This is a genomic window from Pseudomonas sp. LD120 (assembly GCF_009861525.1).
In the GTDB taxonomy this organism is placed as follows: Bacteria; Pseudomonadota; Gammaproteobacteria; order Pseudomonadales; family Pseudomonadaceae; genus Aquipseudomonas.
Genome location: NZ_WVHL01000005.1, coordinates 2331458 through 2347089, shown reverse-complemented (window position 1 = coordinate 2347089; position 15632 = coordinate 2331458). Strand labels below are relative to the sequence as shown.

Below are 15632 nucleotides of genomic sequence, written 5' to 3'. Positions count from 1 at the left end.
CGTCGCAACGCTTGGAGCTTGACCGTCCGTGCCCGTCCTGCGTCTACCGCTACTCCCTGCCGCCGCCGGTAAACAGCATTGGGGCAACCTGCCCGGTGCCGCCCTGAGCCTGGCCATCGCCGAAGCCGCCAGCGCTGCCAAGCGCTTTACCCTCCTGCTGACCGCCGACAGCCAAAGCGCTGACCGGTTGGAACAGGAACTGAGCTTCTTCGCCCCGGACTTGCCGGTGCTGCATTTTCCCGATTGGGAAACCCTGCCCTACGACCTGTTCTCGCCGCACCAAGACATCATCTCCCAACGCATCGCCAGCCTCTACCGACTGCCGGAGCTGGAGCACGGCGTGCTGGTGGTGCCGATCACCACCGCCCTGCACCGCCTGGCGCCGACCCAGTTCCTGCTGGGCAGCAGCCTGGTGCTGGATGTCGGCCAGAAGCTCGATGTGGAACAGATGCGCACGCGCCTAGAGGCCAGTGGCTATCGCTACGTCGATACAGTCTATGAGCACGGCGAATTCACCGTGCGCGGCGCGCTGATCGACCTGTTCCCCATGGGCAGCAAGCTGCCGTACCGCATTGATCTGTTCGACGACGAAATCGAGACCCTGCGCACCTTCGATCCGGAGAACCAGCGCTCCATCGACAAGGTCGACTCGGTGCGCCTGCTGCCAGCCAAGGAATTCCCGCTACAGAAAGAAGCGGTGACTCGCTTCAAGGCGCGCTTTCGCGAACGCTTCGACGTGGACTTCCGCCGCTGCCCGATCTTCCAGGACCTGAGCAGCGGAATCACCCCAGCAGGCATCGAGTACTACCTGCCACTGTTCTTCGAAGAGACTTCGACCCTGTTCGATTACCTGCCCCAGGACACTCAGGTGTTCTCCCTGCCAGGCATCGAACAGGCCGCGGAAAACTTCTGGAACGACGTACGCAATCGCTATGAAGAGCGCCGCGTCGACCCTTCGCGGCCGCTGCTGCCGCCGGCGGAGCTGTTCCTGCCAGTGGAAGACTGCTTTGCCCGCCTGAAGAACTGGCCGAGAGTGGTGGCCAGCCAGCAAAACATCGAAACCGGCGCCGGCCGTGAACGCTTCCCGGCCCACGAATTGCCCAACCTGGCCATCGAGGCCAAGGCCAACCAGCCATTGGCGGCGCTCTCGGGCTTCCTCGACGAGTTCCCCGGCCGGGTGTTGTTCACCGCCGAATCCGCCGGCCGCCGGGAAGTGCTGCTGGAGTTGCTGGAACGCCTCAAGCTGCGCCCCAAGACCGTCGACAGCTGGCCGGACTTCGTCGCCAGCAAAGAACGCCTGGCGATCACCATCGCCCCCCTGGACGAAGGCCTGGTGCTGGACGATCCGGCCCTGGCCCTGGTGGCCGAAAGCCCACTGTTCGGCCAGCGGGTGATGCAGCGTCGACGCCGGGAAAAACGCGCCGATGCCAACAACGACGCAGTGATCAAGAACCTCACCGAGCTGCGCGAAGGCGCGCCGGTGGTGCATATCGACCACGGTGTCGGCCGCTACCTGGGCCTGGCGACCCTGGAGATCGACAACCAGGCCGCCGAGTTCCTGACCCTGGAATACGCCGAGGGCGCCAAACTCTACGTGCCCGTGGCCAACCTGCACCTGATCGCCCGCTACACCGGCAGCGACGACGCTCTCGCCCCACTGCACCGCCTGGGTTCGGAAGCCTGGCAAAAGGCCAAGCGCAAGGCCGCCGAGCAAGTCCGTGATGTGGCCGCCGAGTTGCTGGATATCTACGCCCGCCGCGCCGCCCGCGAAGGTTACGCCTTCGCCGACCCGAAAGCCGACTACGCCACCTTTAGCGCCGGCTTCCCCTTCGAAGAAACCCCGGACCAACAGACCACTATCGAAGCGGTGCGCGAGGACATGCTCTCGGGCAAGCCGATGGACCGCCTAGTGTGCGGCGATGTCGGCTTCGGCAAGACCGAAGTGGCCATGCGCGCCGCTTTCATTGCAGTCCACGGCGGCAAGCAAGTGGCGATCCTGGTGCCCACCACCTTGCTCGCCCAGCAGCACTACAACAGCTTCCGCGACCGCTTCGCCGACTGGCCGGTGACCGTGGAAGTGATGAGCCGCTTCAAGTCGACCAAGGAAGTGAATACCGCGGTGGCGGACCTGGCCGAAGGCAAGATCGACATCGTCATCGGCACCCACAAGCTGCTGCAGGACGATGTGAAGATCAAGAACCTCGGCCTGGTGATCATCGACGAAGAACACCGCTTCGGAGTGCGCCAGAAGGAGCAACTCAAGGCCCTGCGCAGCGAAGTCGATATCCTCACCCTGACCGCCACGCCGATCCCACGAACCCTGAACATGGCCGTCTCGGGCATGCGCGACTTGTCGATCATTGCCACGCCGCCGGCTCGACGCCTGTCGGTGCGCACCTTCGTCATGGAGCAGAACAAGAGCACGGTCAAAGAAGCATTGCTGCGCGAGCTGCTGCGCGGCGGCCAAGTGTACTACCTGCACAACGACGTGAAGAGCATCGAGAAATGCGCTGCCGACCTCGCCGAACTGGTGCCCGAAGCCCGGATCGGCATCGGCCACGGGCAGATGCGCGAACGCGAACTCGAACAAGTGATGAGCGACTTCTACCACAAGCGTTTCAACGTGCTGATCGCCTCGACCATCATCGAGACCGGCATCGACGTACCCAGCGCCAACACCATCATCATCGAGCGCGCCGACAAGTTCGGCCTGGCCCAATTGCACCAGTTGCGCGGCCGGGTCGGGCGCAGCCACCACCAGGCTTATGCGTACCTGCTGACCCCACCACGCCAACAGATCACTCCTGATGCCGAGAAACGCCTGGAAGCCATCGCCAACACCCAGGACCTGGGGGCCGGTTTCGTCCTGGCCACCAACGACCTGGAGATCCGCGGCGCCGGCGAACTGCTGGGCGACGGCCAGAGTGGGCAGATCCAAGCCGTGGGCTTCACCCTGTATATGGAGATGCTCGAGCGTGCAGTGAAAGCCATCCGCAAAGGTGAACAGCCCAACCTCGACCAACCCCTGGGCGGCGGCCCGGAAATCAACCTGCGCCTGCCGGCGTTGATTCCCGAGGACTACCTGCCGGATGTGCATGCCCGCCTGATTCTCTACAAGCGCATCGCTTCCGCCACCGACGAGGACGGCCTGAAGGACCTGCAAGTGGAAATGATCGATCGATTCGGCCTGCTGCCGGAGCCGACCAAGAACCTGATCCGCTTGACCCTGCTCAAACTCCAAGCCGAACAACTGGGGATCAAGAAGGTCGATGGCGGCCCTCAAGGCGGGCGCATCGAGTTCGCCGCAGATACTCCGGTAGACCCGCTGGCGCTGATCAAGCTGATCCAGGGCCAGCCCAAACGCTACAAATTCGAAGGCGCAACGCTGTTCAAGTTCATGGTGCCGATGGAGCGCCCGGAAGAGCGCTTTAATACATTGGAGGCCCTGTTTGAGCGCCTCACCCCGAAAACTGCTTGAAGGACGCCCCATGCGCCTGCTCCACTCCCTGACTTTGCTCCTGGCCCTGGCCGCGCCGCTGGCCTATGCCGACGACCTGTACCAAGTGGAAATGATCCTTATCCGGCAGAATGCCGAGCCGCTGATCCTTAGCCGCACGGCTCCCGAAGACTGGGCTGCGGGCGCTCAACACCTGAACCCGGACAGCCGGCGCACCCCGTCACTGAACGGGATCGTCGAGAAGCTCAATGCCAGCGATAATTACAGCGTGCTGCTGCACAAGGCCTGGCAACAGACCCTGGGAGAGAACCCGGTCAAGGTGGCCCTGAGCGACGGACCCGAACAGTTTGGCCAGTTCCCCATCGAAGGCACCCTGAACCTCAAGCTCGGGCGCTTCACCGATGTCGACGCGGATTTCTGGGTCAACCAGATCGACCGCAATGGCTTGGTTACCAGCAGCGAGCACCTCAAGCAGCAAAGCCACACCAAAAACGGCCAGCTCAATTACCTGGACAACGGCCACCTGGCCCTGCTGATCAAGATCACCTCGCTGACCAAGCCGGCGCCGCGCCCTACCCCGACTGAAATACTGGACTGATCGAAGTCCCTATGCCCCCGCCCCTGACCAAACCTCTAGCCCCGTCCTGGGTCAACCGCTTCAAGGAACAAACCCTGGAGCGCGGCCGGCGCTACGCCCTGGAAAAACGCGTGCGCATCGTTAGCGCCGCGGACAGCGCTATCACCGCTAGCTGCGAAGGCTCTGGCGGCAATGTTTATCGGCAGACCATCAGCCTGCGCGAGTCGAGCAAAGGCAACCTGCTACTGATTGACAGCCACTGCACCTGCCCGGTACGCAGCAACTGCAAACATGTGGTTGCCGTCTTGCTACAAGTTGAAGAAACCCTGGCCTACCCGGCAGCGGCCAAAGACGCCGAACTGCTGGAAAAACTCTCTGCCGTACTCGACAGCCGGCGCCCCGTCGCCCTGCCCCAGGTGCTGCTGGAGGACGTGCGCCCTGCGCCGCGCCTGTGGCTGGCCAGCATCGAGTTCAGTGCCTTCGAGCCGCGCAACGGCAAGATGCAGCGCTACATCCAGCACCGCGCCGCGCTGTCGTTCAACTACAGCGGCGAGCATGTCAGCGGTCAGAAGAATGGCGACGTGATCATTCGCCAGGAACACCAGACCCTGCGCATCAAGCGCCAGCCTGAGCTGGAGCAAGGCTGGCGTGAACAGTTGCGCAGCCTGGGCTTCAAGATCGCCACCCGACAGAGCAAGGCCCTGCCGGAAAGCGCCGGCGAGTTGTTCGAAATGGTCAATGACAGCGCCTGGCTGACCTTCACCCTGAATGAACTGCCCAAGCTGCGCAGCCAGGGCTGGGAGTTGCAGATCGACGACGGTTTCGGCTTCGACCTGACCGCCGTGGACGACTGGTACGCCAGCGTCGACGAAGCCCCGGGGCGCGATTGGTTCGACTTGGAACTGGGGATCATCGTCAACGGCGAGCGCCTGAGCCTGCTGCCGATCCTGCTCAACCTGATGCGCTCGCACACCGAGATGCTCAACCCGGACCGCCTGGCCAAGCGCCGCGACGACGAGCTGGTCCTGGTGAACATTCCCCACCGACCCAACTCCCTGCACGGCCCGCTGCAAGTGGCGCTGCCCTATGGCCGCCTGAAGCCGGTGCTGGCAACCCTGGGCGAGTTCTATCTGCAAGAGCCCGGCGAAACCACCCTGCGCCTGAGCAGCGCCGACGCCACCCGCCTCAATCCGCTGCAGGACCTGCCGTTGCTATGGGAAGGCGGCGAACACATTCGCACCTTCGCTCAACGCCTGCGAGACATCCGCGACTACTCGGCGCCGGCGCCACAAGGCTTGAATGCCACCCTGCGCCCCTACCAGCTCGAGGGCCTGAGCTGGATGCAGTCCCTGCGCCAGTTGGAAGTGGGCGGCATCCTTGCCGATGACATGGGCTTGGGTAAAACCCTACAAACCCTGGCGCACATCCTCAGCGAGAAGAACGCTGGACGTCTGGATCGCCCTTGCATGGTGGTCATGCCCACCAGCCTGATTCCCAACTGGCTGGACGAGGCCGCGCACTTCACCCCACAACTCAAGGTCCTGGCCCTGTACGGCACCGGCCGCAAGAAGCACTTCGCGCAACTGGCCAACTACGATCTGCTACTGACCACTTATGCGCTACTGCCCAAGGACATCGAGCAGCTGGCCACGCAGCCCTTGCACGTGCTGATCCTGGATGAAGCGCAGTACATCAAGAACCCGACAAGCAAGGCCGCCCAAGCTGCCCGCGAACTCAACGCCCGTCAGCGCCTGTGCCTGTCCGGAACGCCACTGGAAAATCATTTGGGAGAGCTCTGGTCACTGTTCCACTTCCTGCTGCCGGGCTGGCTTGGCGACGCCAAGAGCTTCAATCGCGACTACCGGGTGCCGATCGAAAAACACGCCAGCGAAGTGCGCTTGCAACACCTCAATGGCCGGATCAAACCCTTCCTGCTGCGCCGCACCAAGGAGCAAGTGGCCACTGAGCTGCCGCCCAAGACCGAGATCATCCACTGGGTCGAACTCAACGAGGCGCAACGTGATGTCTACGAAACCATGCGCCTGGCCATGGACAAGAAAGTCCGCGACGAAATCACCCGCAAAGGCGTGGCTCGCAGCCAGATCATCATTCTTGAGGCGCTGCTCAAACTGCGCCAAGTGTGTTGCGATCTGCGGCTAATCAACGACTCGCCACCACCACGAGGCAGTTCGTCAGGAAAACTCGACAGCCTGATGGAGATGCTGGAGGAGCTGTTCGAAGAAGGACGGCGCATTTTGCTGTTCTCGCAGTTCACTTCGATGCTGAGCCTGATCGAAGCAGAGCTTAAACAACGCAACATCGCCTACGCACTGCTCACGGGACAGACCCGTGATCGACGCACACCCGTGCGGGACTTTCAGAGTGGCAAGCGGCAAATTTTCCTCATCAGCCTCAAGGCCGGCGGTGTCGGCCTCAATCTGACCGAGGCCGACACGGTGATCCACTACGACCCGTGGTGGAACCCTGCGACCGAAAGTCAGGCCACCGACCGCGCCTACCGTATCGGCCAGGAGAAACCGGTGTTCGTCTACAAGCTGATTGCCCGAGGCACCGTTGAAGAGAAGATCCAGCACCTGCAACAGGAGAAGTCAGACCTGGCGGCGGGCGTATTGGACGGGCGTAAGGCCGGGGACTGGAAGCTGCAGAGCGAAGACATCGAAGCCCTGTTCGCCCCGCTGCCGAACAAGAAAACAAACCGCTGACGCACAGGGCGCAGACTACCGCCCCTGCACCATCGCATTCAGTCGATCAACTGCGCCGCCCTGAGCGCATTCAGTGCGGTGAGCCAGCGCGGGGCCTGCTTGTATTCGACAGAGGCCGTAGCCTGACCACGCATCCGCGCGATCCGCGGCGAAGGCCGCACGTTCAGGCGCTGAGCAGCACTCAAAGCCAACTCGGCAGCAGCACGATCGTTGCACACCAAGCCCATGTCGCAACCGGCAGACAACGCCGCCTCGATACGACTCGCCGCATCACCAACCACATGAGCGCCGGCCATGGACAAATCATCACTGAAAATCACCCCATCGAACTGCAACTCACCACGCAGGATGTCCTGCAACCAATAGCGGGAGAATCCGGCTGGCTGAGGATCGACTTGCGGGTAGATGACGTGGGCCGGCATCACCGCTGCCAACTGCTTGCCCAAACGCGCAAACGGCAGCAGATCCTTGGCACGAATTTCATCCAGGCTGCGTTCGTCATTCGGGATCGCGACATGGGAGTCAGCTTCAGCCCAGCCATGCCCAGGGAAATGCTTGCCGGTGGCCGCCATTCCGGCACTGTTCATGCCACGGATAAAGGCCCCGGCCAACAGCGCCGCGCGCTGCGGATCACCCTCAAACGCACGACTGCCCACAACCGCGCTACGCTGATGATCAAGATCCAGAACCGGGGCGAAGCTCAGGTCTAAACCGACGGCCAGCACTTCGGTGGCCATCACCCAGCCACATTGCTCGGCCAAATATTCGGCATTCGGGTTATCCGCCAAGGCACGCATGGCCGGCAAACGCACAAAGCCCTGCCGCAAGCGCTGTACCCGGCCGCCTTCCTGATCCACCGCCAACAGCAGATCCGGGCGAACGGCACGAATCGCCGCGCAAAGCTCGCGCACCTGACGTGGATGCTCGATATTGCGGGCAAAGAGAATCAACCCGCCCACTTCTGGCTGACGCAAGAGTTGGCGATCTTCGGCCGTCAACCAAGTACCGGCGACGTCCACCATCAAGGAGCCTTGCAGGCCAACGGTCATAAAAATTCCTTAAACACTACGCAGCCTTCCTGGAAACACCAATAAGACCGCATCCGCATGAATGCAGCCACGCCATACAGCGGCGACGCCAAGGAAGGAACGGGGATATAAAACGAGAATCGGCATGGGCGGCTAGCTTAGCGGATGTAAGCTGTCGCGCCCACCCGTGAGTCAGGCCTTGGCGAGTGCCGGAGCCGACTTGCTGCGCGGCTTGAGCTGGGCGCTGGCCATGGCTTCATCCGTGACCCCGGTTTCGGCACGCATGCCAGCCGCGAGAAACGGCACCATCAGTCGCATCACTTGCTCAATGGAGGTATTGATCCCGAAATCAGTTTCTGCAATGGCCCGCAGCGCCTTGATCCCGGACATGCTAAACGCCGCAGCGCCCAGCATGAAGTGCACGCGCCAGAATAATTCGATGGGTGGAATACGTGGCGCCGCTTCGTTGACCAACAGCATGTAGCGACGAAATACCTTACCGTACATGTCTTCCAGATAACGCCGCAAATGACCTTGACTCTGACTGAAGGCCAGCCCTAACAGGCGCATGAAAATCGACAGGTCGTTACCGCTGCGAGGCTGTACCACCAACGCCTGCTCGACGAGGATCTCCAACAACTCTTCCAAGCTCTGCTTGTTGTCCGGCTTGGACTGGCGACGCTCAAGCTCGCGATCGAGACTGATGCAGAACGGCCCCAGGAAGCGCGAGAACACTGCCTGAATCAGGGCCTTCTTAGAACCGAAGTGATAGTTGACCGCAGCCAGATTGACCCCGGCCTTACTGGTGATCAGCCGCAATGAGGTTTCGGCAAAACCTTTTTCCGCGAACAACTGCTCGGCAGCATCAAGAATGCGTTCAACGGTTTCCGACTGGGCCATGGCTACTCCGCCTGACAAACACTTGTTTGAAACATACGTTTCAGGCTTCGCAATGTCAAGTCCGCCAGCCCTTCCACAGGCTGTTCGGTGCAATATTTAATCACACCTGCCTGGGTCTGTAGCCAGCCATTAACTGCCGATTCCAACACCTGGATGACAACCGCCGGGCCGGGCACGAAAAAAGGAGGATTGCCAAGCGACACTCACTGTATATAATCCCAGTCACTGTATAAAAAGACAGAGCGATCGACATGCTAAAACTGACGCCACGCCAAGCTGAGATTCTGGCTTTTATCAAACGCTGTCTTGAAGACAACGGCTACCCGCCAACCCGCGCCGAGATCGCCCAGGAGCTTGGCTTCAAGTCGCCAAACGCCGCAGAAGAGCATCTCAAGGCACTTGCCCGTAAAGGCGCCATCGAAATGACCCCAGGAGCCTCCCGCGGCATTCGCATTCCTGGATTCGAAGCCAAAACCGACGACTCGTTGCCCGTCATCGGACGCGTTGCCGCAGGCGCGCCGATCCTGGCCCAACAGCACATCGAAGAGTCCTGCAACATCAATCCCACCTTCTTCCATCCTCGTGCCGACTACCTGCTTCGAGTCCACGGCATGAGCATGAAAGACATCGGCATCTTCGACGGCGACCTGCTGGCCGTCCACACCACTCGCGAAGCCCGCAACGGCCAGGTGGTAGTAGCTCGGATCGGTGACGAAGTTACGGTCAAGCGATTCAAACGCGAAGGCAGCAAAGTCTGGCTGATCGCCGAGAACCCGGAGTTCGCTCCCATCGAAGTCAACCTGAAAGATCAGGAACTGGTGATCGAAGGCTTGAGTGTCGGCGTCATTCGCCGCTAAAGGAGGCTCCATGCAGTTCCCACACACACCACAGCAAGCACAACTGCCCCTGTTCGAGGCGTTCCTGGCACAACCATTGGTGCCGACTCTCAAGGAAGTGGTCGAATCGCCCTGGAGCAACGATCCAGAAGCTTTCAGCGAACTGTCGTTACGCGGCGCCGCCGGGAACTGCCTGAACCTTCTAGCCCCCATCCTCAGGGAGCTGAGCCAAGATCAGAATGCCCGATGGCTAACCCTGATCGCACCACCTCCCAGCCTGACCCAAAGCTGGTTGCGCGATGCCGGACTGAATCGCGAAGGCATTCTGCTGCTACACCCCCGCGGCAATCAAAGCCCGCAACAACTAGCCTGCGAAGCCCTGCGCCTGGGCCGCAGCCACACGGTAGTCAGTTGGCTGAACCCACTGAGCCGCAGCGCCCGACAACAACTGATCAGCGCCGCACGCACAGGTGAGGCGCAAAGCCTGAATATTCGTCTGGGATAAACACCAGAACATCAATGGAATGCGCTTGAATCGCACAAAGGCTTCTCCAGGATTGAGAAGCCGAAAAATATGACGAATGACCGGAAGAAAGCCGATGAACGGACTTAGTGCAGAACCCGGGGACCGTCTTCCTTGTCGATTTCACCTTCAACCAGGCGGCCAGCCATCTGCACGCCGACACTCAACATGGCCTTAGCCACTTCAACATGCTGGCCTTGTAGAAAAGCTTTGGCGTCTTCGGAGAAATCCAAAGTAACCAGAGAACCCTCGTCCTCAGCTCTGCGCAGCTCGATACGGCCGTCTGGCAACTCGACAATTTCTAGAAAGGACGTTGGCATAAAAGACTGGTCTCCACGAAAGGCCAGGATTATATCAGTCATCGCCACGCCCTCGCTTGGGATCTTGAGCAACAACACAGGTCCAACAGCGCGCTCCACCCTCAAAGACCCAAGACAAGAATCAGTAAGCTTTCCGGTCACTCACCCAACTTGTCAGCGGTTTGCAAAGGGCACTGCAGCATGCATGTCATGCAACTCCGTCGCCAATGCAGAAACCCCAACAGCGGATGCAACCCAGGCAACTTGATGTCCTTCTGGATCGGCTCACGAAAAATCGACAGATTACTAAGCCCCCGATCGGCATAAGTCATAATTCAGCCAGCGCCCAGCTCAGCACTCGTTCAAGCCATCACGAAAACGAATGGCCAAAGCCTTGAGGTTCTGCCGCCAACTCTCCAATTCTTCTCGTCCCAGTTCATCTTTCAGCTCTTCTTCATCCAGATTGACCGTCACAATCAAGGGCTGCGTTACATCGCCTTTAGTCTTGTGGGGCACTCGCGGCGGCTGAAACAAAGCCCCATAAGCCGACAACAATTGTGCCAGCCAGGTTTGCGGGCTGTGCGCCAGTTCGACCAGTTCCGCCAGCTCCGGAATAGCAATGCTCTCCAGCACTTCACGGCTGAGGATCTGCTCGACACCCGAGGCACCGGCCTGGGGCAGCCGATAAAATCCAGCGATCTCGTGACACAACCCCAACACAGCCCCGTACAGATGAAACAGCACCGTCTCACGCCCCGCCTGAACCAGCGCCTGAGCATTCATCGCCCGCCCCTCTTCCGCTCGGGCCAGGGCCTCCAACGACAAACCGGCAAAGTAGATTTTCTGATTAGTACGGGTATAGAGCTCGTGGGCCATAAAGGCAGCCTCCACTGCGAGAAGAGAATCAGATGCGCACGGCACAGTTTCAGGGAACACTCCAACCTGCCGCAAGCCAAAAAGAAAGGCCGCATGACACCCGAGAGGTGCCATGCGACCTTGTTCATCAATGCATCAAGGAGTTGCCCCCTCGAAAGAACGATCGCTTAGCGCTTGTCTTCGACCTTCCAATTGCCGCCGTCGTAGAACGCGCGCCAGCCAGTCGGCTTGCCATCGACTTCGGTCTGCACGTACTGCTCCTTGGTCTTACGGCTGTAACGCACCACGGCCGGACGGCCATCCGGATCTTTCTTCGGCGCCTCACACAGGAAGTGGTACTTCGGATCGATTTCGTCCTTGTGTGGAATCAGCTCAAGTACCAATGGCGCACGGGTCTCGCGATTTTTCGGGAACTGACTGGCCGCCAGGAACAACCCCGAAGCGCCATCGCGCAGGATATAGGTGTCGTTGACCTTTTCGCATTTCAGCTCAGGCATCTTCACCGGATCCATCTTCGGCGGCGCGGCATCACCGCTTTTCAGCAGTTTGCGAGTGTTCTTGCAGGTCGGGTTGGTGCAACCGAAGAACTTGCCGAAGCGGCCGGTCTTGAGCTGCATTTCACTACCACACTTGTCGCATTCCAAACTCGGGCCTTCATAACCCTTGATCCGGTAACTACCCTCTTCAATTTCGTAGCCAGCGCAATCCGGATTGTTACCGCAGATGTGCAGCTTGCGCTTTTCATCCAGCAAGTAAGCGTCCATCGCTGTGCTGCAGATCGGACAACGGTGCTTGCCACGCAACACCAGTGACTCGGACTCCCCCTCGTCGTCCGCAGCGATCTCGTCACCCGGCACCAGGTTGACCGTCGCCTTGCAACGCTCCTTGGGCGGCAGGCTGTAACCAGAACAGCCCAGAAACACACCTGTGGAGGCAGTACGAATCTGCATCGGCCGGCCACACGTAACGCATGGGATATCAGTCATCACCGGTTGATTGGCACGCATGCCGCTTTCAGCGCTCTCGGCCACTTCGAGCTTCTTCTTGAAGTCGCCGTAGAACTCGTCGAGGACATTCTTCCAATCGCGCTCGCCTTGAGCCACATCATCGAGGTTCTCTTCCATGCCGGCGGTGAAGCCATAGTCCATGAGGTTGGAGAAACTCTCGGAGAGACGCTCAGTGACGATATCGCCCATTTTCTCCGAATAGAAACGACGGTTGTGCAACGTCACATAACCACGATCCTGAATGGTCGAAATGATCGCCGCATAGGTCGAAGGGCGACCGATGCCGCGTTTTTCCATTTCCTTCACCAGGCTGGCTTCGGAGTAACGTGCCGGCGGCTTGGTGAAGTGCTGGCTTGGGTCGAGCTTGATCAGCTTCAACACCTCACCCTGAGTCATTTCCGGCAACACATCGTCATCGCCGGGCTTGGCGATTTGCGGCATCACACGGGTATAGCCGTCGAACTTGAGGATGCGGCCCTTGGCGCGCAGCTCAAAGCCGCCAGCGGCGACGGTAACGGTGGTGGACAGGTATTGCGCCGGCAGCATCTGGCAAGCAACGAACTGACGCCAGATCAACTCATAGAGGCGCTCAGCATCGCGTTCCATGCCCGAAAGCTTGCTTGGGTGAGTATTCACGTCCGACGGACGAATCGCTTCGTGCGCCTCCTGAGCCCCTTCCTTACTGCTGTAAACGTTGGGCGAAGATGGCAGATACTTGTTGCCAAACTCTTCTTCGATATAGGTCCGAGCCATCGCCACGGCGTCAGCCGAAAGGTTGGTGGAGTCGGTACGCATGTAGGTGATGTAACCCGCTTCATACAGACGCTGAGCCATCATCATGGTCTTCTTCACCCCAAAGCCCAAGCGATTGCTCGCAGCCTGCTGCAGGGTGGAGGTGATGAACGGCGCCGACGGTTTACTGCTGGTGGGCTTGTCTTCACGCTTAGCAACGCTATAGGCAGAAGCCTTGAGCTTCTCAAGGGCCGCCATGGCTTGGGCTTCGTTGAGTGGCTTGAAGGCCTCGCCGTTTTCACGGGCCACCTCAAAGCGCACATTCGAGCCCTTGGCAGTACCGAGGTCGGCGTGGACTTCCCAATATTCTTCAGGAATGAAGGCACGAATCTCACGCTCGCGCTCCACCACCAGCTTCACCGCTACCGACTGCACCCGACCAGCCGAGAGGCCACGGGCGATTTTCGCCCACAGCAGCGGCGAGACCATATAGCCCACGACTCGATCGAGAAAGCGTCGGGCCTGCTGAGCATTAACCCGATGAATATCCAACTCACCCGGCTGAGAAAAGGCTTCCTGGATCGCCTTCTTGGTGATTTCGTTGAACACCACGCGCTTGTAACGGCTGTCATCACCGCCGATGGCTTCCCGCAGGTGCCAGGCGATGGCTTCCCCTTCGCGGTCCAAGTCCGTTGCGAGATAGATGGTGTCGGCATCCTTGGCAAGACGGCGCAGCTCTTCGATGACCTTTTCCTTGCCAGGCAGGATTTCGTACTTGGCTTTCCAGCCGTGCTCAGGGTCAACACCCATGCGCGAGACCAACTGCTTACGTGCCTTTTCCTTAGGCGACAGCGCCGGGGCTTCGCCCGCAGCGGCCTTGCCACGCTTGGCGGCTGGCTCCTTGGCGGCACTTGCCGAACCGCTGGTGGGCAGGTCTCGGATATGGCCGATACTCGACTTCACCACGTATTGGTTACCCAAGTACTTGTTGATGGTCTTGGCCTTAGCCGGGGATTCCACAATGACCAGCGATTTGCCCATGGATCGGAAAATTCCTGAATTCGAGAAGTGAAAGGCGGTTGGCGCCTAACGCGGCACCGCTATATATAGTGGCAACAAGATGAGGTCAAGCGCAGGGCGCTGCGCGACCCGCGCTCAAGCCGGTGAAAAAAGACTGGGTTCGCCCTGCACCAAAGCAAAGCGTGGGACCTGCTCGCCGTCAACTTCGACCGACTCCAGGAACATGCTCAAGGGCCGCACCCAAAAGCCGTAATCCCCATACAGGGCTTGGTAGAACACCACTTCCTCTTCCGTTTCCGAGTGCCGCGCCACGCTGAAAACGCGGTACTGCGGCCCCTTGTAATGCTGATAGAGCCCGGGTTGTAACTGCATGCTCTGGCCCTCGTGCACTGTTCAAAAATAAAAACAAACAAATCTTCAGAAAAACAAAAACCGGGGCACTGGGCCCCGGCTTCCATCAACCCAACGCTTAAACGCGCTCGAAGACGGTCGAGATACCCTGGCCAAGGCCGATGCACATGGTGGACACACCGAAGGTGCCGCCATTCTGCTTCATGACGTTGAGCAGGGTCCCAGAGATACGTGCACCGGAACAACCGAACGGGTGACCCAGGGCGATCGCGCCGCCATGCAGGTTAACCTTCTCGTTCATCTTGTCGAGCACTTTCAGATCTTTGAGCACCGGCAGAGCCTGTGCAGCGAAAGCTTCGTTGAGCTCAAAGAAGTCGATATCGGCAATCGCCAGACCCGCACGCTTCAGGGCTTTCTGCGTGGCAGGTACTGGACCATAGCCCATGATGGCCGGGTCCACACCCGCTACCGCCATGGAACGAATCACCGCCATCGGCTGGATACCCAGGTCCTGAGCCCGCTGGGCCGACATCACGATCATGCACGAGGCGCCATCGGTGATCTGCGACGAAGTACCGGCAGTCACGGTACCACCTTTAGGGTTGAACGCCGGCTTCAGCGCCGCCAGGCTCTCCAGGGTAGTCTCGGGACGAATGGTCTCGTCATAGTCGAACAGTTTCAGGAAACCGTTCTCGTCATAGCCCTGCATCGGGATGATTTCATCCTTGAACTTGCCTTCCACCGTCGCCTTGTGGGCGAGTTGGTGGGAGCGCAAGCCAAAGGCATCCTGCTGTTCACGGGTGATGCCGTGCATCTTGCCCAGCATCTCGGCAGTCAGGCCCATCATGCCCGAGGCTTTCGCCGCGTACAGGGACATGTGCGGGTTCGGATCGACACCGTGCATCATGCTCACGTGCCCCATGTGCTCGACGCCGCCCACGACGAATACGTCACCGTTGCCGGTCATGATCGCCTGTGCCGCAGTGTGCAGCGCACTCATGGACGAACCACACAGACGGCTGACGGTCTGGCCGGCCGAGGTGTGCGGGATCTGGGTCATCAGCGACGCCATGCGCGCGATGTTCCAGCCTTGTTCCAGGGTCTGATTGACGCAGCCCCAGATCACGTCCTCGACTTCCGCCGGGTCGACATTGGTGTTGCGCTCCAGCAGTTTGCTGATCAGGTGCGCCGACATGTCTTCGGCGCGGGTATTGCGGTGCATGCCGCCCTTGGAGCGGCCCATCGGAGTACGACCGAAGTCGACAATCACGACGTCTCTAGGATTCAAGCTCATATGTTCACT

General features: G+C 60.0%; 12 protein-coding genes. 5 read left to right on the top strand and 7 right to left on the bottom strand.

Features of this window, described 5'->3' with window-relative positions:
- Positions 1-28 precede the first annotated feature (28 nt).
- From mfd to PLD_RS25015, 3 genes are read left to right on the top strand one after another with little or no spacing between them, the layout of a single operon-like run.
- Entirely contained in the window at positions 29-3478 is a 3450-nt protein-coding gene (gene mfd, locus PLD_RS25025; RefSeq protein WP_159897394.1) for a transcription-repair coupling factor, read from the top strand.
- Positions 3479-3488: 10 nt separating this feature from the next.
- The gene (locus PLD_RS25020) at positions 3489-4055 is read left to right on the top strand and encodes a CsiV family protein (RefSeq protein WP_159897393.1); all 567 of its coding nucleotides are present in this window, start codon (positions 3489-3491) and stop codon (positions 4053-4055) included.
- Between the two features lie 11 nt (positions 4056-4066).
- The gene (locus PLD_RS25015; protein WP_159897392.1) at positions 4067-6757 is read left to right on the top strand and encodes a DEAD/DEAH box helicase; all 2691 of its coding nucleotides are present in this window, start codon (positions 4067-4069) and stop codon (positions 6755-6757) included.
- 38 nt (positions 6758-6795) lie between these two features.
- Here the strand turns inward: PLD_RS25015 and nagZ are convergent, their stop codons facing one another.
- Both nagZ and PLD_RS25005 read right to left on the bottom strand, forming a co-directional pair.
- A complete protein-coding gene (nagZ, locus tag PLD_RS25010; protein WP_178116245.1) occupies positions 6796-7794 on the bottom strand; it encodes a beta-N-acetylhexosaminidase in 999 nt (332 codons plus the stop codon).
- Positions 7795-7977: 183 nt separating this feature from the next.
- Positions 7978-8685, bottom strand: coding sequence for a TetR/AcrR family transcriptional regulator (locus PLD_RS25005; protein WP_159897390.1), 708 nt, complete (start codon positions 8683-8685; stop codon positions 7978-7980).
- 251 nt (positions 8686-8936) lie between these two features.
- Between PLD_RS25005 and lexA the strand changes: the two genes are divergently transcribed.
- Both lexA and sulA read left to right on the top strand, forming a co-directional pair.
- On the top strand, positions 8937-9542 hold the full coding sequence (gene lexA / locus PLD_RS25000; RefSeq protein ID WP_159897389.1) for a transcriptional repressor LexA: 606 nt from the start codon (positions 8937-8939) through the stop codon (positions 9540-9542).
- Between the two features lie 10 nt (positions 9543-9552).
- Positions 9553-10026: an SOS-induced cell division inhibitor SulA gene (gene sulA / locus PLD_RS24995; protein WP_159897388.1), complete on the top strand. Its 474-nt coding sequence runs from the start codon at positions 9553-9555 to the stop codon at positions 10024-10026.
- A gap of 104 nt (positions 10027-10130) precedes the next feature.
- On the opposite strand, the gene PLD_RS24990 is transcribed toward sulA, so the two are convergent.
- The 5 genes from PLD_RS24990 to fadA form a co-directional block, all read right to left on the bottom strand.
- On the bottom strand, positions 10131-10364 hold the full coding sequence (locus PLD_RS24990; RefSeq protein WP_011060267.1) for a hypothetical protein: 234 nt from the start codon (positions 10362-10364) through the stop codon (positions 10131-10133).
- 330 nt (positions 10365-10694) lie between these two features.
- Positions 10695-11219 carry a DUF6586 family protein gene (locus tag PLD_RS24985; RefSeq protein WP_159897387.1) on the bottom strand — a complete coding sequence of 175 codons (525 nt, stop codon included), beginning with the start codon at positions 11217-11219 and terminating at the stop codon, positions 10695-10697.
- Positions 11220-11386: 167 nt separating this feature from the next.
- The gene (topA, locus tag PLD_RS24980) at positions 11387-13999 is read right to left on the bottom strand and encodes a type I DNA topoisomerase (RefSeq protein WP_159897386.1); all 2613 of its coding nucleotides are present in this window, start codon (positions 13997-13999) and stop codon (positions 11387-11389) included.
- 114 nt (positions 14000-14113) lie between these two features.
- Positions 14114-14350, bottom strand: coding sequence for a DUF1653 domain-containing protein (locus PLD_RS24975; protein ID WP_159897385.1), 237 nt, complete (start codon positions 14348-14350; stop codon positions 14114-14116).
- 97 nt (positions 14351-14447) lie between these two features.
- On the bottom strand, positions 14448-15623 hold the full coding sequence (gene fadA, locus PLD_RS24970) for an acetyl-CoA C-acyltransferase FadA (RefSeq protein ID WP_159897384.1): 1176 nt from the start codon (positions 15621-15623) through the stop codon (positions 14448-14450).
- Positions 15624-15632: the final 9 nt, after the last annotated feature.